The organism is Sphingomonas sp. SP1 (assembly GCF_058313395.1).
Genome location: NZ_JBZFLC010000001.1, coordinates 1,204,108 through 1,224,652 on the forward strand (window position 1 = coordinate 1,204,108; position 20,545 = coordinate 1,224,652).

Consider the following 20,545-nt stretch of genomic DNA (forward strand, 5'->3'; position numbering starts at 1 on the left):
ATCAGTGCCGCTGACCCCCCTCTTCGTGACCGGGCTGCGCGGCATTCCGGGCGTGATGGGCGGCGTGGAGACGCATTGTGAAGAGCTTCTGCCGCGGGTTGCGGACTTGGCGCCGGACCTGTCGTTGGAGGTGCTGGGTCGCAACGGCTTCGTTCCGGCCGGCCGCAGCGAATATCGGGGGGTTGCCGTTCGCGGCTTTCCGGCGCCCAGCCAGGCCAGCAGCGAAGCGATCGTCGCCACCTTTTTCGCGATTTTGCACGCAGCCCGCCATGGCCGCGTCGTCCATATCCATGCGATCGGCCCCGCCCTGCTCACGCCGCTGGCCCGATTGCTGGGATTGCGGGTCGTGATGACCCATCACGGCGCCGACTACGACCGTGCCAAGTGGGGCAGATTCGCCAAGACCATGCTGCGCCTCGGCGAGCGTTTGGGGGTCGGCTGGGCCCATCAGGTGATTGCCGTCGCGCCGAGCCTCGCGCGGGATCTACAGGCGCGATATCCGCGGCAGGCCGACACGATCCACTATATTCCCAATGGCGCTCCGACCCTCCCGGACGACGTACCCGCGACCGAAGTTATGGAACGTTTCGGCCTCCGCCCCCACCGTTATGTTCTTGCCGTCGGCCGTCTCGTCCCGGAGAAGGGCTTCGATCAATTGGTGGAAGCCTTCGAACGCAGTGGGGACACGCGTACGCTCGTGATTGCCGGTTCCGACATCCACGATTCGGCCTGGTCACGGAAGCTGCTCGATCGGGCGAACGACCGGGTCCGCTTCCTTGGCTCCCAGCCACGGGCGATCTTGCGCCGCCTCTACGAACAAGCCGATCTTTTCGTGCTTCCGTCTTTCCATGAAGGCCTGCCAATCTCGGCGCTTGAGGCAGCTTCATGCGGCACCCCGCTGCTGCTTAGCGACATTCAGCCGAATCTCGATGTGGGGCTTGGGCCTGACAATTACTTTTCGGTGGGCGACGTCGACGCGTTGGCAACGTGCCTTGGTATGCCTGCCGAACGTTTCAGATACGATGTCGAGGGGATGCGAAAGGGATTCGATTGGGACCGCATCGCCGAACAGACGCTCGCCGTTTACCGCCGGGCAGCCGCCTGACCGCGTCAGCGGCCACGCCGCTTCGGGCTGATCAATAAGCGTTGGGGTGGGCGAGGACGCTGAAGGTCTTGACGATGATCATCATGTCCCGCCCGATCGACCAGTCGGCCATGTATTCAAGGTCCGACTGAAGGCGGCGGCTGAGGTCTTCCTCGTGATGGGCCGTCCCGCGCAGGCCCCGGATCTGGGCCAGGCCGGTGATTCCCGGACGCAGCATGTGCCGGTGGGCGTAGCGATCGTCCACGTCCCAGAACAGGCGCGATCCGGCAAACGAGCCCATGGCGTGAGGCCGCGGTCCGACCAGGCTCATGGTCCCATTCAATACGTTGAAAAGCTGCGGCAGCTCATCAATGCTGGTGGAGCGGATGAACCGACCCAGCCGCGTCACCCGCGCATCGTCGCGCGCGGTCGAGGTCGTGCCGAGGTCGTCGGACGCGGCGGCGGCCATGCTGCGGAACTTGTACACGTTGAACAGCCGATTGCCGAAACCGACGCGCTGCTGCTTGAACAGGACCGGACCCCGACTGTCGAGCTTGATCGCCATCGCCACCACCAACATCAGTGGTGCAAGGAAGATCAGCGCCGGCACGGTCAGGATCAAATCAAATCCCCGCTTCACGAATTGCTGCTGGGCTGAAAGCGGGCGGCTGGACACGATCAAGGTGGTGTGACTGCCCAGACGACCGATTGCGACCGGGCCAACCGCGGATACCTCGTCGGCGACGATCTCGCCGCGGACGTTTGCGCCCTTGAGCATCGCCGCCCAGGCAGCGCAGATGTCGCGTGAGCAGAAGATCACGACCCGGTCGGCCCCGTCGAGCAGGCGAACAAGGCGCTGGATCATCGCCGGATTCCGAGGCTCCGGCCGGATGCCGAGTTCGCCTACGTTGAGTACGCGTGCGCCAGGAATCGGGTCAGGGTTCTCGTCGTCGGTGATCACAACCGTGGAGGTGAGGGCACCGTTGAACGAACGCTTCAGGTGCGCTCCGGCGATGTTGCGCGACACCGCCAGGGCGAGCAGGGCGACGACCATGCCGGCGCCGACGGAAAGGCGCGAAACATCCTGCTCGGCTTTGAGGAAATAGGAGATGACAAAGAGGACGGCGAGGGCGCTGGCGAATGCGAGGATCGCGCGATACACGCCGAGCGATACCGACTGCAGCGTTTCCAGGCTGTAAGCGCGATTGTGCATGGCGCTGATGAGGAACAGCGGAGCGACGGCCATCCCGATCCTAAGCCAGGTCGAGTCGCCGAAATCGCCGAATCGCACCAGCGTTCCGGCTGCAAAGCCGAGGAAGATGCATAGCAAATCGGTGACAAGCAGCAGACGGTAGGCCGCGACCCGCTGCCGCCGGCTATTGGCCGGAAAGATCGGATTCAGCGCAACCTGCGATACGGGATGAACGACGGGATTCGGGATCGCGACTGCCGGCGCCGCGGGAGCAGTCACGCGCCTTGCGCGCTCGGATTGGTTCAATGCGCTCCCGCTCACTTTTACTGCCCTTGCCCGGGGCCACCAGCAACGATCGGCTAGCGGTCTTAAATTTCCGTTAAGTAATATGACAACGTGCTGACAGTTGGCAAGTTCCTAACGTTCGTTGCTGTTATTTGTGGCCAATCGCGGGACGATTCTAAGTCAGCGTTCGGGCTCATATCCTCGCTGGAAGCTAATCTTCCCTGCCTTCCGAGCTGCGGCGATGGATTGTTCCGCAGCCTGCTGGGCGCGCTGATTTCGTATTAATTCCAGCGCTGTAGGCTCGAGTCGCTGGGGCTCCACGGGCTGCGGGCTCTTGGCCAACAGCTGCACTGCGGTTGTTTTTCCGGGCGTTTGCAAGAGCAGAACCCCGTCGCCCGCTTCTGCCGATAAAAGCCGGGTCGCCGATCGCTTATCGAGGGCGGCCGAGTCCCAATTTTCCCGCGACTCGGAAAAGGGGATGTTGCGACTCGCGAGGTCCGCCTTGAGCGAAGCAAGGGAGTCTACGTCCGACAGGAACCGCGGATCGGTCTCTTGAGGCACATTGAAAGTCACCTGCTGGACCGCGAGCATGGCACGCGCCCCGAAGATGTGGGGATTGTCGTCGACCAGCCCGCGAAGCTGCTCGCTTGTCAGTCGGCCCACCTCGCCCGTTCGCCTGGCGATTAATTGCTGGGCAAGCGCCAATTCGCTCGCCCGCCGGCTGGCCAAAAGATATTCGGGCGTACGATCCAGCTTCTCCTGTCTTGCCGCCTGGACCAGTAGCTTGCGATCGACGAGATCCTGCAAGAGAGCCTGCTGAAGGGACGGGTCGGCGCCGATCGAAAGTCCGCGAGCCCGTGCCTCCTCGTTCAACTCGGCGATCGTGACCTCTTCACCGTTCACGTCGGCGATCACTTGGCCCTTGGGGGCATCGTTCCGACAGGCGGCGACCAAGGCCGCCAAGACCAGCGCCGCGACCGATCCAGTCCAAAACCTTGGCCGATTGGACGAAGCCCGTGCAAGTGACATAGGGTTGTTCAGCAATGGAAACAGCTTACGACTGGATAACGATGTTCATCTTCGCCGGGTTGGTCACCCGGTTCCTGCAGCAATCGATCGCGGCCGACAATGAGGACGCGAGCTTGTGGCATTACCTGCTCGCCGCGGTCGGTTGTGCATTCGCCAATTGGATGGGCAACGAGGGCATGCACCTTCCGGCAACGCTGACCATCGGCCTGGTGCTGGCCTATACGGCTTGGTTCATCCTCGGAGTGGGACGACGCGGCACCCGTCATTGACGGCCGATCAACAAGCGTTGCAGGTCTATTCCGCCAGCCGTCAGAAGGGCGCCAGCGAACCCCTTCAGACGGGCAAGAGCGGTGGCCCGGTCGTCGCTGATCATCGACATGCGGACCAGCGCGCCATCGGGAAGGCGCCCGGACAAACTTTGCCTCAGCACTGCGATGCGCTGTTCGAGGGAGGTCGTCGGAAAGGTGTGACCGACCCTGCTCCAGTATAGCAATTGCTCCACTCGGCCCGGGGCCATCGCCGTCATGGTCGCTGCGGGGATCTGCAGCGGAGGAAAGGCGACGCGGGTGTCCGGTGCCCGCGACAGGTCGAAACCCGCCGCAGGGTAGCATACCTCCGGACGATGCAGTGCCGTTTCGCCGGCTTGAGAGGCCGAATAGGCGATCAAGAGCATGATGCCGGTACCGTCTGGGTGCTGATAAAATCGGGTCACCAAGTCGTCGTAGCTACGTTCCTCAGCCCCTTCGCCGACGGGGATGAGAAGGTTTGCGAATGGGGCCTGCTCCCAGGCCCCTAGGCGACCGGGAACGAGTCGATCCAGTTGCCCCTGACTCCGGGTCGAACCAGTGTCGGCGCGGTAACGTAATGTGCCGGCGGCCACGGCTGTGCAGGCAAGAACGCCGCCGACCAACAGCTCCCGCCGGGTGGAAAGCGGAGTCGCTACCGCGTTCATTGCGCGGGGACCCCGGAGCGCCTGCGCATGACCGCACCGACGGCCTGATCCAGCAGGAAGAGACCTAGCAACGACAGGCCGAAAGTCAGGATCCCGGCCAGCTCATGCGGCACGCCCTGGGCGAAGGATTCCCCGAGATGGGTCGTCGCCAGGATCAACAGGATGACCCGCAACAGGTTGGCGAGAACCGCCAGCGGGATGATGCAAAGCATCAGGAACACCCTTGCCGAACCGCGCGCCGGGGACACCAGGTGAAGATATAAAAGACCGATCGCCGCAAGGCTGAAAATCGACCCCAACCCCGCGCAGGCCTGCTGCACGAGGAGTTCATATTGCGCGATCTGAATTCTCACGCCCGAGTGCGCGATCGGATAGCCCAGCCAATAAAGAAGATCGGTGGAGACTTCAGAAATCCATAGCTTGATAGGCTGCGTCAATTCCGCAACGACGCCTGAGGGGGGGCGGATCAGGAAGGCCAGATATAGCAGCGGAAACCAGTGCTGTCGCAAGGTCGCCCAGCCCCAGTAATGCTGCGCAAGCACCAAAAGGAGGAGGTACAACGCGCCGCTTTCGACGGTAAGCACGCCCATGGCGCGTCCGTAAACATAGAGCAGTAATAGCGGCGCCAGGGTGAGCAGGAGCCAGCCAACCGGCGGCCGTGAGGACCGGATGGTCAAGCTGTCATGGGAACGAAGCAGCAGCCACAGCCCCGAGACCAGCAAGAGCGGGCCGTGAACGCCGTTCTCCGTGCTCCAATATTCGCGGGCAAGTGTGACCAGCGTCGGAACGGCCAGCGCGGCGATTCCCGCCAAGAGCAGCAGCATCGGCACCGCCGGCCTCGCGGGCCAGTTTCTCGGCTCAGCGTCTTGAGCGAGTGACAGGGACAGCGGTGCCGAGGCCATCGTCAGCTTTTACGCCGTCGTCGATCGAAGGCTTCGGGAGATGACCACTTCATCGCCGGTTTTCGCCACGGCGAACAGGCGCCGCGCGAAATCGACCGGCACGCCGATACATCCATGAGTGGCGGAGCCGGACTCGACTTCGCTGGCGTGGATCGCGACACCATCGTCGGTCAGCATCAGCGCATATGGCATGGGCGCATCATAGGTGCGCGACCAATAGTCCGCATCCTTGAACTTGATCCGGAAGCGTCCCGTCGGCGTCGGCTTCTTGTCCATTCCGAACAACAGCACGGTCGTCGCAATCTCGTTATTGCCTTGGAACACGGACATTGTCTGCGCTTCCAGATCGACGACCATCCAGATCCGCCCCGGCGGGACGCCCTGGGCCTCCCAGGCATATTCGCCGAAGCTCATCCGCCGGGGGACATTGAGGAGGCTCTGGATCGGTCGGCCTTCGCGGCCAAACTCCGGCAGCTGGAGGGTTTGTGGCTCGGCGAATTGCGTGCGGACGCCGGTCAGCGCGGCGTTCTCGACCGGCAGGGATGGCGAAGATTGGGTTGAATCCTGACAAGCCCCGACCAGCAGGGGAATCGCCAAGGTTGCGACAATCGAGGCGCAACCACGAAACCAAAGGCCGGAAAGCTTGCTGGACCTCCGGAGCATAACCGCTCCGCCGGAGAAGATCACCGACCGGAGGCAGCAGTCGCCAGGGTCGGGGCAAGACTACCGCCAGCAAGCCGGCGCCGACGCCGGAGCAGCGCCCCGATGAAGCCGAAGCCCAGGATCATCATCGCCCAGCTTTGCGGTTCGGGAACGCCGGGAACGGGCGGAGGTCCGCCACCTGGAGGGGTCACGGTCCGGATGATGAGCGAAGATCCGCCGCCGCCGCCCGGGAGGAACAGCGGCGGGACAAACAAGGAGCTGCCAGTCGCGGCCGCCGGAAGCAGCGCAGGCGCGGCAGCCGCCAGCGGGGCCGCCGCAAGCGGAACAGGGACGGCAGCGCCGGCAACAGCGGGCGTCACCGCAGCGGGGGAAGCAAGCGCGACTGGGGCCACGGCCGGCCGCATCTTGGCTGCCGGGGTGCGTTCCGCCAATACGGCACTGACCGGGGCCTTCTTGCTGGACGCCGCGCCCTTGGCGCGATCGCCGGGCGAACGGTCGCGCAACATGCTCAACAGGCTGGGCGACTTGGCCGATGCATCGACCGGCGCGAGATCGGAAAACCAGACCGCTGCACCGCCTGCGCTCAGCAAGGACGCCGCCGCCAAGATCGCTACCGTCCTTTTGGAGGCCGAACCGATCATAAAATTCCCCTCTGTTGCGCAAGCATTAAGCGACTCAACTCAAAGTCTTAAATGACTTGTTAACCGATCTGTTCCACCGAGTCGATATTCAAGTGCGAGCAAGCGCTTGATCCTCCGTTGAAACTGCGTCATTCCAGCACAGTCGGGGGAGGGGTTATTGGTTAATGCACCGGCCCGTTGGACAGAACGGGACCAAGTTGCGCCGGCCATATGGCAGGGTGCGATGGCGGCGGCTTCCAGGCGGTGGCGACCGTTGCGACACGGGCTGCGGCCTGCGCACGCGACACGCGCCGGGGCGATGACCCTGTCCGCCGGACACAATGCCGAGCGTAAGCTGCCACCCTTGTTCCGACTTCTGGCGATCGTCGGACTGACCACCATCTTATGGCTTGAGATCGGACTGCTGCTGCGCTCGATCCTCTAAATTGTGGTTTGCCGCTCGTCGACCAACCCGTTGCCGTCTTCTTCTTGGCAGGGCGGTCGCGCTCCTCTAGGAGGCGCACAATGGGGGCGCGGCATCGTTGACCTTCACGCTGGCGCAAATAGCGTCGGCGTGGCGGACCAGCTTGGACATAACGCTTGAAATTTGCAGGCCTGACCCTTCCACCTACGCTGGCCGACGCGGTTCGGGCCAGCCGGACGCATCTGGTCGCGGCCGCGGTCTTCAGTTCGCTGCTCAATCTGCTGATGCTCGCGCCGGCGATCTACATGCTGCAGGTCTATGATCGTGTCCTGCCGACCGGCGGCGAACTGACCCTGCTGTTCGTGACGCTCGCATTGGCTGCAGCCCTGGTAACGTTGGCCTTGCTGGACGTGATCCGCGGCCGGCTGCTGGTCAGGGCGGGCGCAAGACTGGACGCGCTGCTTTCCCCGCAGCTGCTGCGGCGCGCCCTGTCGCGGGGCGATGGACCAAGCGTGCAGGCCATGCGAGACCTGGACAATGTCAGGCAGGCGGTCAGCAGCCCGGCGACCGCGGCGCTGATGGACCTGCCGTGGGTCCCGATTTTCGTGATCGTCTGCTTTCTACTCCATTTCTGGGTCGGCATATTGGCCATTGCCAGCATCGCCCTGCTCATCGCGGTCGCCTTGAGGAACCAGAAGGTCACCAGCGATGCAGTCGGGCAGGCGTCGCAAGTGATGGCGGCGTCGCATGCGGCCGAGCAGGGTGCCGCGGTCCATGCGGGAACGCTGCGGGGTCTGGGCATGGTCGGGGCGGTCGTGAACCGGCAGATGGCGCAACGCGGAGGCGCCATCCGGACGCTGGTTTCCGCCGGCTTCAAAGGCGGCCGCTATTCAGCGCTCAGCCGCTTCCTGCGCCTCTTCGTACAGTCGGCTGCGCTGGGCCTGGGCGTGCTGCTGGCGATCGAGGGGCGGATCTCGGCCGGCGCGATTATTGCCAGTTCCATCCTGATCGGACGTGCGCTCCAGCCGATCGATGCCTTGACCGGGGGCTGGTCGAGCCTGTCCTCCGCCCGTGCCGCGCTGGCGCGGCTGGCGGATGCGCTCGGATCGGACGCAGGCGCGCGGATTTACACGGCGCTGCCTGCCCCGAGCGGCAAGCTCGCCGTCGAGAACGTCGCCTTGCGGGGCAGCGACGGACGAGCGGCACTGGCCGGCGTGTCGTTCGAGGCGTCTCCTGGCGAGATCCTCGGCATCGTAGGCCCTACCGGGTCGGGCAAATCGACGCTGGCGCGGGTGATTGCCGGAGCGGTCACACCGGAAATCGGCGCGGTACGCATCGATGGCGCGCATCAGCTGGACTGGGACCCGGACGTGCTGGGCCGGTTTATCGGCTACATGCCGCAGGAACCGAGCCTGCTGCAGGGGTCGATCAAGGACAATATCTCCCGCTTCGACGTGTGGCGCGACGGTGGTGCGGCCGACCTCGATGAGCAGGTCATCGCCGCTGCCAAGGCTGCGGGAGTCCACGACCTCATCCTGCGGTTGCCCGGCGGTTACGATATGCAGCTGGGCCCATTAGGCGCAGGCTTGTCGAGCGGGCAGGCGCAACGGATCGCCCTCGCGCGTGCGCTTTATGGGGGGCCGGCCTTGCTCATTCTGGACGAGCCCAATGCCTTTCTTGACGGGGAGGGTGAGGAGGCGCTGATGCGCGCACTGGTCGCGGCCAAGACCCGCGGCGCAACCGTGCTGCTGATCGCGCATCGCCGGTCCATATTGCAGTGCGCCGACCGCCTGCTCGTCCTCGATTCCGGCCGACCCAAGCTGCTCGGGCCGGCGCGGGAGGTCATGGAGCGTCTTGCCCTGCCAAGCCCGGAGGCGGCTCAATGAACCAGTTGCAGATCATCCAGCCGCAGTGGGTCAAAGGCGGCACCGAAGCGCTCGACGATCCGCGGTCGGACGTGCGGACGGGCGGTGCGATTGCCTTCTTTTTCTTTGTCGTCCTGCTCGGCTGGGCCGCCTTTGTCCCCTTGGATGCCGGCGTTCATGCGGCCGGCGCGGTTGCGGTGTCGGGCAACCGGCAGTCCGTCCAGCACCGGGAGGGCGGCGTAGTGACCGCGATCCGGGTTCGTGAAGGGCAGAATGTCGCGGCGGGTCAGCTGCTGGTCGAGATGTCGGCACCCGACTTGCGCGCCTCTGAACGGGCGTTGACGAGCGACTATCTGACGTTGCTGGCGCAGCGCTCGCGCCTGATGGCCGAGGCTGAAGGCCAGTCGAATTTCCCGGTCCCGGCCGAGTTCGCGGAGCTGCCGGCCGACGATCAGCCGATCGCGGCGCAGGCGCTGGCGTTGCAACGTTCGCAGCTGCGCGCCACTCAAGCCAGCCTCCAGGCGCAGCAGGGGGTTCTTGGGCAGCGGTCGCGTCAATTGTCCGAGCAGCAGTCCGGCTATGCCGAACAGCGCGCCTCCCTGCAGCGGCAGCAGAAGATTTTGGCGGATCAGATTGCCGGCCTGAAGGAACTGGAGAAGCGGGGCTTTGCGGCGACCAACCGGGTGCGCGAAGCCGAGCGGCTGCTCGAGGAGCTTCGTGGCCGCGAGTCGGCCATGACGGCGGAGGTGGCACGCGCCGGTGAGGGCATGGGCGAAACGCGGATGCAATCGCTCAGTGTCAGCAGCGCCAGCAAGGCGGACGTCGCCAAGGAGATTCGCGACACGCAGGCCAAGCTGTCAGAAGTGCTGCCGAGGCTGGTGTCTGCGCGCGAACAACTGGCGCGGGCGCGGGTCCGTGCCCCGGTCGCCGGAACGGTGGTCGGCCTCAGCGTCTTCACCGTCGGCGGGGTGGTCGCACCCGGTCAGACGCTAATGGACATCGTCCCGAGCAATCCCAAGCTGGTCATCCAGGCACAGGTCGATCCACGCGGGGCAGACGATATCTATGAAGGTCAGGTCGCCCAGGTGCGATTCAGCAGCGTCGAGGATCGCAGTCTGCCGCTGCTCAGCGGGCGGGTGCGGACGATTTCCGCCGACGCCTTCAACGATGAGAAGACCGGACGTTCCTTCTACCGTGCGGAGGTCGAAGTGACCCCGCAGGAGTTGCGCCAGGTTCGGCATGTGCTGGGTAGCGGGCAGCTTCGACCCGGTCTGCCGGTCGAACTTGTCTTCACGACGCGCAAGCGGACCGCGTTGCAGTATCTGTTCGAGCCGCTGTCACAGCATCTGTTCCGCTCGTTGCGCGAATCCTGATCAAAAAAAAGGGGAGCACCGCAGTGCTCCCCTTCCGTCAGTCGCCGATATGACTTCGTCTTACAGGATGAAGTCGCCGGAGCTAAGCGCATGGCTGCCGGTCAGGTTGATCGAGAAGTCGGCAACGCCGTCGCCATTGGTGTCGGCAAACACCTTGGTCACGCCCGATGTGGTACGGTCGATCCGCAGCTCGCCGGCGCTCTTCGTAAATCCAGCCTCGCCGATGAAGCGGAAGGCCTGATTACCGGTCACGCTGCTTGAGGCATCCAGCGCTGACAGGTCGATGCGATCCACGCCTACCTTAAAGTCCGTGATGCGATCGATGTTGCTCATGTTTGAGTTGCTGATCGAGGAATAGGCGAAGATGTCCGCGCCGCCGTTGCCGGTCAGCACGTCCGCATCCGAACCGCCATAGATGACGTCGGCGCCGGCCGAGCCGCGGATGGTGTCGTTGCCCTCGTTACCCTTGATCGAGGAGATGCCGGTCAGCGTCACATTGCTGAAGTCGAGCACGTCGGACGAATTGCTGCCGCCAATCGTGACCGAGGTGAAGCCGTTGGCGGAGACGCTTTCCACCCCCGTGATGCTGCGAAGGCCGATGATGGTCCCGTTGGCGGTCGCGACGATCTGATCGGTGCCGGTACCGCCATCCACACGGTCATAGCCGCCACTGGTGCCGGAAAACTCGAACCGGTCGTTGCCCGCAGCGCCGCTCAGCGTGTCGTTCCCCGACCCGCCGATCAGACGGTCGTTTCCGCCCGCGCCGGTCAGGGCGTCGTTGCCGGCACCGCCCGACAGGGTCCAGGCACCGCTGCCGGTCGCGGTCAACACGTCGTCGCCGCTGGTACCGTTCAAGGTTCCGCTGGTGGTCGGAACTGGGTCCGCGGTGACCGTCGGCGGTGGCGGCGAGGTCGGTTCTGGCGTGGTCGTCGTCGTGCCCGCATTACTACCGAGGTATGTCTCGCCGTTGAGGGAGTATTTGCCGGTGGCGGTCACGTCCTTGATGATCGTGCCGCTCATCCCCGAAATCCCGGAACCGACCGTCAGTGTGCCGCCCGCGGCATGCCAGATGGTAAGACCGCTAAGCGCCAGCTTGCCGCTGCTGTCGATCACTCGGGTTGCGCTGCCGGCGTCGGCGAATTTGCCTCCGGTCAGGGTCACTGTCGCGCCGTCCCCGATCCAGATCTGACCCTGGCTCGAGCTTCCGCCGCGAATATGCGGGTCGACGCCGACCGGGTTGATCAGCTGCACGTTCTGGCCCCACAGCCGGAAGTTGCGGCCGTTGTCCTCGGCATAGGCGTTGGTCATGACGACGTTGCTGGCTTTGAGGTCGTAGCCGCCGTCGGCGTTGCCGATCGCGCGGGTGTTCTCAAGCTTCAGATTGTAAACGCCCCGTTCCGCAGTGAAACCGTCGCCGTTCCAGTAGCTGCCGGTCGCACCGCTGGCGATCGCGTTCATCATCGTGCTGTCGCGGATCACGACATTGTGAACCGTACCGTCGAGCAGGATGCCGGTCGCCAGGCCATCGCCGTCCTGATACTTGCTGTTGCCCGTCACGCGCTCGATCAAGACGTTGTTCGTGTCGTAGCGAAGGGTGATGACACTGCGCGAGAAGCCCTGAACGTCAACGTCGCGGATCGTCAGCCCGGTCACGCTGGCGCTGGTCGCGGTTCCGCTGACCACGTCGTTGATGAACCAGCGGACGTTGGTCCCTTCCATGTTCTGGATGGTGATGTTGCGAGCATCGGCGCCGAACCGGAAGCCGGTTTGCACGTTGTAGAAGTCGAAGCCTTCGAACTTCAGGTTGTTCGCACCCGACAACAGGCGGAAGACATCGTTCCCGACCGCGGTCATGCCGGGCGAGTAGGCGCCCCGGTTTCCGTAGATCTGAATGTCGGCTGCGGCCCCCGAGCTATCGATGCCTTTCAAGGTCACCGGTGCGGCGTCGGTTCCGCCAGCGCTAAGCGAAATCGTGCCGCTGGTCTTGTAGACGCCCTTGTCGGCCAGCAGCAACACGGAGCCACCGGGGCCAGCGGCCTTGATGGCCGCATTGAGATTGCTGAACGCCATCGCGTTGCTGATGGACGAACCAGAACCGTTTCCGCTCGCAAGCGGGCTTACATAAATAGTAGCCAAGGTGTTTCCCCCCCGGGAATCGGCGGTGTTGAAGATGACTTCTGTTAGAACTTTGCAGTTCGTTACGTCATCTCAACTGACCGACGATTCGATGTCGTCGGTCTTTAATCAGGACCCAATTGGAAAAGATTAGTTAAAACGGGGAGTTACATTAAAAAGACCAAGAATCGTTAAATGCGTAGTAAATGAGCAAGCGCAGTTTTGCTGCCGCAGTTCTTGCTGTTTAAAGATCGCTAAGCGCAGATCTCGTAACCGGGCCCCCATTGGCCGTTGAGCCGCCCAGTCAGGATAGTTTGCTGCGCGCGTCATGGCGGTGCCCGCGCGTGGGAAGGTCGAACTTCAGGGCTCGAGCGAGGGAAGAGGCGGCTTCGTTTCGGCGGCAGCCGGCGGATTCGAAAACGCGCCGAGTCGGGACAAAGGGCGGTGCGGGAAGCCCAGGGCGCGGCGAGCCATGGCGGAAACCTTGGCTCCCAGCCGGAGAAGGGTCGCGCCCTTGCGACCGCTTCGGAGCAGGACGCCTTGTATCCGTTGGCCGGCGGAAGCGCCCTGGTATCCAGCCGGTCGATGCTTGCGCCAAAGCGCTTTGGCACCGTCCGAATAGTCCTGCAGCGCAGAGGAAGGCAGGCGCTCGACGTTTTTCACGACCTCCTGCAGATGCCAGTTCATGTATTTGAAGAGGGGGTGAAGAATGGTCGCGCGGCCGTGGCCGGCCTGCTTGATCGACGAGAAGGTCTGATCCCACTGATTCAGCACGGCAAGATGTGCAACCCCGGGAGATCGGGTCGCCGCGAGGCAATGCTGGCGATAATAAACGAGGGTCGTGGGCGTTGCGCTGATCCGCTTGGCCGCCGCAAGCAGAACATAGGTGAAGGAAATGTCCTGGTATCGGCCCGGGCTGAAACGATAATCGGTCTGGGCCAGGAAGCTGCGCTTGACGATCTTGTTCCACGGAGTGTGGAGGATGCGGATGGCCTGAGGCCATTCGTCGAGCGTGAACGAGGGAGGCGCATCGGCGAGCAGGCCCTCTGCTGGGCAGGGCAATGTGTGGCCATCCGGGAAGATCCGCTGCCAGCCGACCAGCAACACGTCCGGGTCGGCGGCCAGGGCGGGAACGATCGTTGCCAGCGCGTCGGGCGCGATCCAGTCGTCGCTGTCGACAAACCAGATATAATCGCCACGGGCAATGACGAGGCCGGCGTTGCGGGCCGGTCCGGCGCCCGCGTTTGCCGGCATGGCCACGACCTTCAACCGTGGCTCGCGAGCCGCATGCTGATCGAGGATGCCGCGGCTGCCATCGGTCGAGGCATCGTCGACGGCGATGATCTCAATGGACGTTCCGACGATCGCCGACAGGCTGTCCAGGCATTGCTGCAGGTAGGGCGCAGTGTTGTACACGCAGATAACGATGGAGAGTGTTGGCCCCGTTCCGACAGTCAACCCATTCATCTCTTCAGCCGAACCGGCCTCGAGGACCCCTTCCAGGCGAACCGGTAAATCTTCCGCCACGTCCCCTCCGCAACCAACGAGAGGACGAGCCACCTCTCCACTACCACCCTACAACCGCGGTTTTCCGCTCGTTCAACGCCAATCAGTAACCCATTCTGCATCGCCAAGACAGCCGATTGCATTAACCTTTGATTACATGTGTGTTAAATTGGAACTCAACATACGTGCATCGCTTATGGTTAACAACGCGGTTATGTGCTTTTGCACGGATCGTCCGCGGTAGTGCGTTGCGTTAAAAGGGGATAGAAATGCCGACCACCGTTACGTTCCAGCAGGGTGCCGGCTATACCGGCACGCGTGACGTGACCCTGTTTGAGGCGAAGCCTTCGATCGCGGGCGACGGCACGGCGGTCCAGGTGGACGGTGGCTCCGGTATTAACATCCAGGCATTGCTGGCGTTCGACAATCTTTGGGGCGACGGGCCGGGACAAATCCCGTTCGGCGCGAGCATTACATCGGCCACCTTAACGCTGGATACCACCAACGAATCCAGCAACGCCGCATCGCTTTATCGAATGACGGCGGGGTGGAACGAGCAGTCGACCTGGAATTCCTTGATCGGCGGAGTGCAGATCGGCGCGGAAACAGTGAGCGACGCGGACCTGGTCATCGGCTCCGTTTCGACTGGCCTGCGCAGCTTCGATGTGACCTCCAGCCTGCTCGGCTGGGTGGCCTCGGCCAGCGATGCAGCAAGCGCGAACCAGGCCAACCAGGGGTGGCTGTTCGCGGCCGGAAGCACCAATGGCTGGGACTTCCGTTCCTCGGAGGGGTCTGTCGCGCCGCGCCTCTCCGTAACCTACATGCTCGCTTCCGAAGCATCGAGCCAGCTGGCGCTAAGTGGGCCGGTTAGCGCGGCGGAGGGCAGTTCCTCGGCTCCGACCGAATTCAGCTTCACGGTCAATCGGTCCGGTGACCTCTCCCATGCCGTAAGCGTCAACTATGCCGTGTCCGCGGCGGGTGTCGGTGCAGCCAGCTTCGCCGACTTCTCCGGCGGCGTCCTGCCTAGCGGAACCGTGGTTTTCGCGGCCGGTGAGGCGTCCAAGGCCATCACGATCCTGGTCGCTGGGGACAATGCGATCGAGGCGGACGAGGCGTTTCAGCTCACTCTGTCCGGCGCAACCGGAGGCGCTTCGATCACCGCGGGCAGCGCGAGCGGGACGATTTTGAACGACGATGCGGGAACGCTGGTTCGCGGCGTGAACGTCTTTGCCGGATCCTCCTACGGCGTTCCCGGCAGCACGGACGCAGAGGCCCTTGGAACTCCGGATCCGACCGGCCTTGCCTACGACTGGGTAAGCGGGCGCTTCTTCATCGTCGATTCCGAGATCGACGAAACCCCGTTCTTCGGCTCGCTCAACCTTATCGAGATGAACGGTCAGGGTCAGCGGGTGGCCAACTCGGCCATGACGGGCTTCACCAGCGAGCCGACCGGCGTCGCCGCTTGGACCGCTCCCGATGGGACGCAGCGCCTGTTCATCGCCGACGACAATCTAAAGCGCATATTCCAGATCGACCCGGCCAACCCCGGCGTCGTGATCAGTTCCTTCTCCACCACTTCGTTCGGGGCGGAAGATCCGGAAGACATCAGTATCAATCCGGTGAACGGCAACCTGTTCATCATGAGCGAGAACGATCGGCGCATCTACGAGGTGACCCAGGCCGGGAAGCTCGTTTCGATGGTGCAACTGCCCGCGACATTCTCTCCGATCGTGGACCCGAACGCCGCGGATTCAGGTGCTGAGGGGCTGGCCTACGACCCGGTCCGTGATGTGTTCTACATTGGCGGGGGCTTCAGCACGAGCATCTTCGTCGTGTCCCGCGCCGGCCTGGTCATCGACGTCATTGATGTGCTTGGCCAGTATCCACAGGCCGATGGCTTGCGGGTCTATCCCAAGGGCCTGGTGCTTGCGCCTTCGAGCGACGGATCGGGCAATCTCAGCCTGTGGGTTGCGGACTACGGCCGAGACCAGGTGGCGGACGGGCGGGTGATTGAGATCATGCTCAACCAGTCCGCGACCGCCGCGATGCCGACCACCCGGACGCTGACCGGGACCAGTTCCGCCAACGTCCTCGACGCCACCAGCGACGAGAATTGGGTGGTCGACGGAGCTGGCGGAAACGATGTGATCACCACACTCGGCGGCAACGATCGGATCACCGGCGGGACGGGCAATGACCGGATCGCGGCCGGCACGGGCGATGACGTTATTCGCTTCAGCGGCAGCAGCCACGGCTTCGATGCTGTTGACGGCGGCGCCGGCATCGACCGGATCGAAGCGGCGGCCAAGGACACGGTCATCGGTCTTTCGAGCATCAGCGGCGTCGAGCTCATCACCTCCAACGGCTTTGCATCCGTGACCATTTCCGGAACCAGCGCTGCGGACGTGCTGGATTTTACCAATGTGACGCTGGTCGGAATCAGCAGCATCAAGGGCGGCAGCGGCGACGATACGATCCTTGGCTCCGCGGCCAAGGACACGATCGTCGGCGGCTCCGGCGCGGACCGGCTGTGGGGCAATGGCGGAAGCGACGTGTTCGACTTCAATTCCGTGGCCGAAAGCTCGGTCGCGGCGCCGGATCAGATCTTCGACTTCCAGGTCGGCAAGGACAAGATCGACTTGAAAACCATCGACGCCGTCAGCGCCACGACCGGCGACCAGGCCTTCAAGTTCATTGGCAGCGCGGCTTTCAGTGGAGTGGCAGGACAGCTTCGGGCGGACACCAGCGATCCAGCGCATACGGTCGTGACTGGCGACGTGAACGGCGATGGCGTGGCGGATTTCGCGATTGTGGTCGTGGGTCCCATCCAGCTGAACGCGAGCGACTTCATCCTCTAACGGTTCGCCCGCGCCCTGTGCTTATTCCGCGGCGGCCAGCGCTGGCCGATGCGCAGGTCCGCCGTGGAAAAGCTGCCCAGCGAGCAATTCCTGCGCGAAGTAAGCGGTTGTCGCCTCGAGACCCGCCTGCAACGACACCTTCGGCTCCCAGCCCAACAAGCTACGCGCCCGTCCGATGTCGGGCTTGCGCCGACGCGGGTCATCCTGGGGGAGGGGCTGCTGAACAATATCGCTGGTCGACCCGGTCAGTGCTATGACACGGTCGACCAGATCGCATACGGTCATTTCGTCGGGATTGCCAAGATTCACCGGTCCTGGCTGCGCACCGTTGTAAGCCATCAGCCTTAAAATGCCTTCCACCGTGTCGTCGACGTAGCAAAAGCTGCGAGTCTGGCTGCCGTCACCGTAAATCGTGATCGGTTCGCCGGTCAGCGCCTGGCAAATGACGTTGCTGACAACCCGGCCGTCTTCGGGGTCCATGCGTGGTCCGTAAGTGTTGAAGATGCGCACGACCCGCACATGCGCACGGCCCAGTCGCTCGAAGTCGAACGTAAGCGTTTCCGCCGCCCGCTTGCCCTCGTCGTAGCAGGCGCGCGGCCCGGTGCAGCTCACCCAGCCTCGGTAATCTTCTTTCTGTGGGTGTACCTCCGGGTCGCCGTATACTTCGCTAGTCGAGGTTTGCAGGAAGCGAGCGCTGTCGGATTCGGCGCGCCGCAATAGGTTCCGGGTGCCCAGCACGTTGGTCAGCATGGTGTGCTCTGGGTCGAGTTGGTACGCGGGCGGAGAGGCGGGGCAGGCGGCGTTGAAGATATGACTGAAGTGGCCCTTCAGCGCGGCCGGCAGCGGGTCGCAGATGTCGCCCTCGACCAGAGTCAGGCGCCGTTCGCCGGTCAGGTGACGGAGGTTCGCCTCACGCCCGGTCTGGAAATTGTCGATGACGACGACTTCCGCACCCTGATTCAGCAGGCGATCCACCAGGTGGGAGCCGATGAAGCCGGCGCCGCCAGCGACCAGCGCGCGCTTGATGGGGAACTCGCTCATGCTCTTCTCCGACCTCATGCGTACACTTGGCTCCCCATTGTCCTTGTGGCTGCCTCCCAAATCACGACCGTCCGATATTCGTCGAGGTCCTGCAACGCCGCAATCTGCCTTGCCGGATCAGCAAAGCAGACTTGGCCGGCGCGGCGCTAGCAGACCTTGCTGTCTAGCCCAAACATCAGGGCCACAAGCTCTTGTATCAGCCCCTTGTTCCACGGCGAGGGCGCAAGGCACTGGCCGAACGCGGTGAAGCCGCTAAGAAATCCTGCGTGTCCCAGGCTTTGCACGCTTTTTTCCGTCATTTGTCCGCCGTTGCGCGTTCCGTCACCCTTGGGGCCGCGGTACCCGAAGCCGATAACAAGGCGGCGGCCGGAGCCTATGACCCTGTCACCGAATTGGACCGAGCCACCGAACTGGCCTTGCGGGCGGCCATTGAAGAGCGTTTCCCCGAGGACGGAATCGAGGGCGAGGAGTTTGGCCTGGTCCGTGCGGAGGCACGCCGACGCTGGGTGCTCGACCCGATCGACGGCACCCGCGCGCTGATTTGCGGACTGCCGAGCTGGACGACACTGATCGGTCTGGCCGAGGGCGACGCTGTGGTCGGCGGTTTCATCGATGCGCCGGTGCTCGATGAGCTCGTGATCGGCTTGCCCGGCGAGGCATGGCTCGGCGACGCGGTGCTTCGGAGCTCCAGTTGCACCACCCTGGCGGACGCGCGGCTTGCGACCACCGACCCGTTTCTGTTCGATGAGATTGAGGCGGACGCTTTCGCTCGTCTCCGCAGCGCCAGCCGGGTGACCCGCTACGGGTTGGACGCGCTTGCTTACGCCCGACTTGCGGCGGGGCACATCGATCTGGTCGCCGAAACGGGCTTGAAGCGCCATGACTGGCACGCGCTGGTGCCGGTGGTGCGGGGGGCCGGCGGGGTCATCGGCAACTGGCGTGGGGGCGATGATTTGTCGGGCGGGGACGTCCTCGCCGCCGCGACCCCGGCGCTGTTCGAACAAGCGATCATGGCTCTTTCGCGCTAGTCGAGGGCGTCCTGCCACTCGCCTCAGGGGGGCAGGTGGCATGGTGTTAGATTCGCAGCATTCGCAAATCCTTGAAGGATAGTACGGTGCCCGACCGGCGGGTGCCGGTGCGGAAGGGCTCCACCGTAGGGGAAAGACAAGGAGCGACGAGATGCACCGACACCGAATTCCTTTTGGTCAGATCGGCCGCAACGTTACGTGCGTATCGGAGAAATCTAGCCCGACCGTCAGCAAAGCGCGGAACTCGTTATAGCCGCCCGTACCCGGGTGAAAGGCGTGGAAAAACAATTGGGGCCGACCGTCGATCCCTTCGCTTACGGACGCATGGCCGGGCGCCAACCAGCTTGTCGTGGATCGCAGCAACGGCTCGGTCTGTTTCTCGTACGGACCAAGCAGGTGGTCGGAGACTGCCGCCCCGATCCCGTACATTGGCGAGGTAAAGTCGTTGCCAGCGTAGAACAGCCAGTATCGTCCGTTCTGCCGGGTCACCCACGGGCCTTCGATGAGATGTCCTTCCCAGTCGAGGTCGTTGGCAAGGACCTGTTGCGCTTGTCCGATCAGGGCGGAGCCGTTCACGCTGAGCCGTTGCGCAAGGATCGGCGTGGACATGTCCTCGACGATCTGGGTAGCGATTCCGCTGTCGGTCAGGGCGGCCCGGACCTTGCGCCAATTGCCCAGCGCCGCCCGGATCAGCGGCTGCATGAGGAAAAAGCGCTCCATTGGCCGGCGCGTGTTGGCCCATGGCTGGATGGCCGCGCAAAAGGCGGCCATGCGACGATCTTGCTCGTGGTCGAAAAGCTCCGCGATCAAACTCGGATGCTCGCGCAGAAGGCCGGCCAGCGGGCGCGGCCAATGACTATTGGTGTCGCGCTTCCAGAACAGCCACGGCGACCCGTCCTCGTCCACATGGATGTGGCTGTCGATCACGCTGCCCGTCAGAAGTGGCCTGCCCAAGTCGTCCCAGGGACCGGCGGGTGAAGACGAACGCGCGAGACCGATCGCCAAGCTGTTGTCCAGCGCGCGCGCTGTGTAACTCAACCAATATTCATCGCCGACACGAGCAATCTCCGGCGCCCAGAAATCGGCCTGCGTGCGTCCGGCCCGCGCCCAGGCCGGAGTCCCCCCCTCCTCGAACACAAAGCCCAGCGGTTCCCACGTCTGAAGATCGGTCGAACGGAGGATTGGAAAGGCGTCCGGCGCGTCATTGGAGGTGGCGACAAGGATCCAGCCCTCTTCCGTCCGAAGCACAGCGGGGTCGCCGTAACCAGTGAGGATGCGAGGATGAAGATTGTCGGTGATGAGCGGCTGCCACGGCGGTTCGCTTGTCGACGGCAATGACTCATCGAAATGGCGTGGCGGGCGCGTCCCGAAATCACGCGCGAGTTCGACATAGAAATGATCGTAATGAACCGGGTCGCCGCCACCAATGTGGTAGCGGCGCGTCTTCCCGTCGTTCGCGCTGACGGAGATATCAGTACCATCGCCGTTCTCGGACGCTTGGACGTCGAAGAGCATAGGCGCGGTTGGACAATCTGCCATGGCGGCAGATGTAGAATCGTCGACAGGCATTGGAAGACGCAAAGCCGGGCCTGTTGCCCGGGTGCCGCG

Annotated in this window: 17 protein-coding genes; 7 read left to right on the forward strand and 10 right to left on the reverse strand. The window is 63.7% G+C overall.

The window, feature by feature from the left end; genetic code table 11:
* Positions 1-4: 4 nt before the first annotated feature.
* Complete coding sequence (locus AC4GYS_RS06085; RefSeq protein ID WP_491108195.1) at positions 5-1,105, forward strand: glycosyltransferase family 4 protein; 1,101 nt, start codon at positions 5-7, stop codon at positions 1,103-1,105.
* A gap of 31 nt (positions 1,106-1,136) precedes the next feature.
* Here AC4GYS_RS06085 and AC4GYS_RS06090 read toward each other — a convergent pair whose 3' ends face one another.
* Together AC4GYS_RS06090 and AC4GYS_RS06095 are read right to left on the reverse strand one after the other, a co-directional pair.
* Positions 1,137-2,555, reverse strand: coding sequence for a sugar transferase (locus tag AC4GYS_RS06090; RefSeq protein ID WP_491108196.1), 1,419 nt, complete (start codon positions 2,553-2,555; stop codon positions 1,137-1,139).
* 186 nt (positions 2,556-2,741) lie between these two features.
* Positions 2,742-3,476 (reverse strand): hypothetical protein, encoded by a 735-nt coding sequence (locus AC4GYS_RS06095; RefSeq protein ID WP_491108197.1) that lies wholly within the window; start codon positions 3,474-3,476, stop codon positions 2,742-2,744.
* 128 nt (positions 3,477-3,604) lie between these two features.
* Between AC4GYS_RS06095 and AC4GYS_RS06100 the strand changes: the two genes are divergently transcribed.
* Entirely contained in the window at positions 3,605-3,859 is a 255-nt protein-coding gene (locus tag AC4GYS_RS06100; RefSeq protein ID WP_491108198.1) for an XrtV sorting system accessory protein, read from the forward strand.
* Here the strand turns inward: AC4GYS_RS06100 and AC4GYS_RS06105 are convergent.
* From AC4GYS_RS06105 to AC4GYS_RS06120, 4 genes are all read right to left on the reverse strand, one after another.
* Positions 3,853-4,542 (reverse strand): exosortase C-terminal domain/associated protein EpsI, encoded by a 690-nt coding sequence (locus tag AC4GYS_RS06105; RefSeq protein WP_491108199.1) that lies wholly within the window; start codon positions 4,540-4,542, stop codon positions 3,853-3,855. The genes AC4GYS_RS06100 and AC4GYS_RS06105 overlap by 7 nt on opposite strands.
* Positions 4,539-5,366 (reverse strand): exosortase, encoded by an 828-nt coding sequence (xrt, locus tag AC4GYS_RS06110; protein WP_491108200.1) that lies wholly within the window; start codon positions 5,364-5,366, stop codon positions 4,539-4,541. The genes AC4GYS_RS06105 and xrt overlap by 4 nt, the downstream gene beginning before the upstream one ends.
* A gap of 87 nt (positions 5,367-5,453) precedes the next feature.
* Positions 5,454-6,041 carry a L,D-transpeptidase family protein gene (locus AC4GYS_RS06115; protein ID WP_491108201.1) on the reverse strand — a complete coding sequence of 196 codons (588 nt, stop codon included), beginning with the start codon at positions 6,039-6,041 and terminating at the stop codon, positions 5,454-5,456.
* Positions 6,042-6,127: 86 nt separating this feature from the next.
* The gene (locus tag AC4GYS_RS06120; RefSeq protein ID WP_491108202.1) at positions 6,128-6,748 is read right to left on the reverse strand and encodes a PEPxxWA-CTERM sorting domain-containing protein; all 621 of its coding nucleotides are present in this window, start codon (positions 6,746-6,748) and stop codon (positions 6,128-6,130) included.
* Positions 6,749-7,046: 298 nt separating this feature from the next.
* Between AC4GYS_RS06120 and AC4GYS_RS06125 the strand changes: the two genes are divergently transcribed.
* The 3 genes from AC4GYS_RS06125 (at position 7,047) to AC4GYS_RS06135 (ending at position 10,389) form a co-directional block, all read left to right on the forward strand.
* Entirely contained in the window at positions 7,047-7,172 is a 126-nt protein-coding gene (locus tag AC4GYS_RS06125; RefSeq protein ID WP_491108203.1) for a hypothetical protein, read from the forward strand.
* Positions 7,173-7,327: 155 nt separating this feature from the next.
* A complete protein-coding gene (locus AC4GYS_RS06130) occupies positions 7,328-9,037 on the forward strand; it encodes a type I secretion system permease/ATPase (protein ID WP_491108204.1) in 1,710 nt (569 codons plus the stop codon).
* Positions 9,034-10,389 (forward strand): HlyD family type I secretion periplasmic adaptor subunit, encoded by a 1,356-nt coding sequence (locus AC4GYS_RS06135; RefSeq protein WP_491108205.1) that lies wholly within the window; start codon positions 9,034-9,036, stop codon positions 10,387-10,389. The genes AC4GYS_RS06130 and AC4GYS_RS06135 overlap by 4 nt, the downstream gene beginning before the upstream one ends.
* Positions 10,390-10,449: 60 nt before the next feature.
* Here the strand turns inward: AC4GYS_RS06135 and AC4GYS_RS06140 are convergent, their stop codons facing one another.
* Both AC4GYS_RS06140 and AC4GYS_RS06145 read right to left on the reverse strand, forming a co-directional pair.
* Positions 10,450-12,459 carry a M10 family metallopeptidase C-terminal domain-containing protein gene (locus AC4GYS_RS06140; RefSeq protein ID WP_491108206.1) on the reverse strand — a complete coding sequence of 670 codons (2,010 nt, stop codon included), beginning with the start codon at positions 12,457-12,459 and terminating at the stop codon, positions 10,450-10,452.
* A 405-nt stretch (positions 12,460-12,864) separates the two neighbouring features.
* Positions 12,865-14,031 carry a glycosyltransferase family 2 protein gene (locus AC4GYS_RS06145; RefSeq protein WP_491108207.1) on the reverse strand — a complete coding sequence of 389 codons (1,167 nt, stop codon included), beginning with the start codon at positions 14,029-14,031 and terminating at the stop codon, positions 12,865-12,867.
* Between the two features lie 248 nt (positions 14,032-14,279).
* Here AC4GYS_RS06145 and AC4GYS_RS06150 point away from each other — a divergent pair, with 248 nt between their 5' ends.
* The gene (locus AC4GYS_RS06150; RefSeq protein WP_491108208.1) at positions 14,280-16,868 is read left to right on the forward strand and encodes a M10 family metallopeptidase C-terminal domain-containing protein; all 2,589 of its coding nucleotides are present in this window, start codon (positions 14,280-14,282) and stop codon (positions 16,866-16,868) included.
* A 21-nt stretch (positions 16,869-16,889) separates the two neighbouring features.
* Here AC4GYS_RS06150 and AC4GYS_RS06155 read toward each other — a convergent pair whose 3' ends face one another.
* Positions 16,890-17,909: a UDP-glucuronic acid decarboxylase family protein gene (locus AC4GYS_RS06155; RefSeq protein ID WP_491108209.1), complete on the reverse strand. Its 1,020-nt coding sequence runs from the start codon at positions 17,907-17,909 to the stop codon at positions 16,890-16,892.
* 266 nt (positions 17,910-18,175) lie between these two features.
* Between AC4GYS_RS06155 and AC4GYS_RS06160 the strand changes: the two genes are divergently transcribed.
* On the forward strand, positions 18,176-18,937 hold the full coding sequence (locus tag AC4GYS_RS06160) for an inositol monophosphatase family protein (protein WP_491108210.1): 762 nt from the start codon (positions 18,176-18,178) through the stop codon (positions 18,935-18,937).
* Between the two features lie 177 nt (positions 18,938-19,114).
* On the opposite strand, the gene AC4GYS_RS06165 is transcribed toward AC4GYS_RS06160, so the two are convergent.
* Positions 19,115-20,476, reverse strand: coding sequence for a glycoside hydrolase family 43 protein (locus tag AC4GYS_RS06165; protein WP_491108211.1), 1,362 nt, complete (start codon positions 20,474-20,476; stop codon positions 19,115-19,117).
* Between the last annotated feature and the right edge of the window lie 69 nt (positions 20,477-20,545).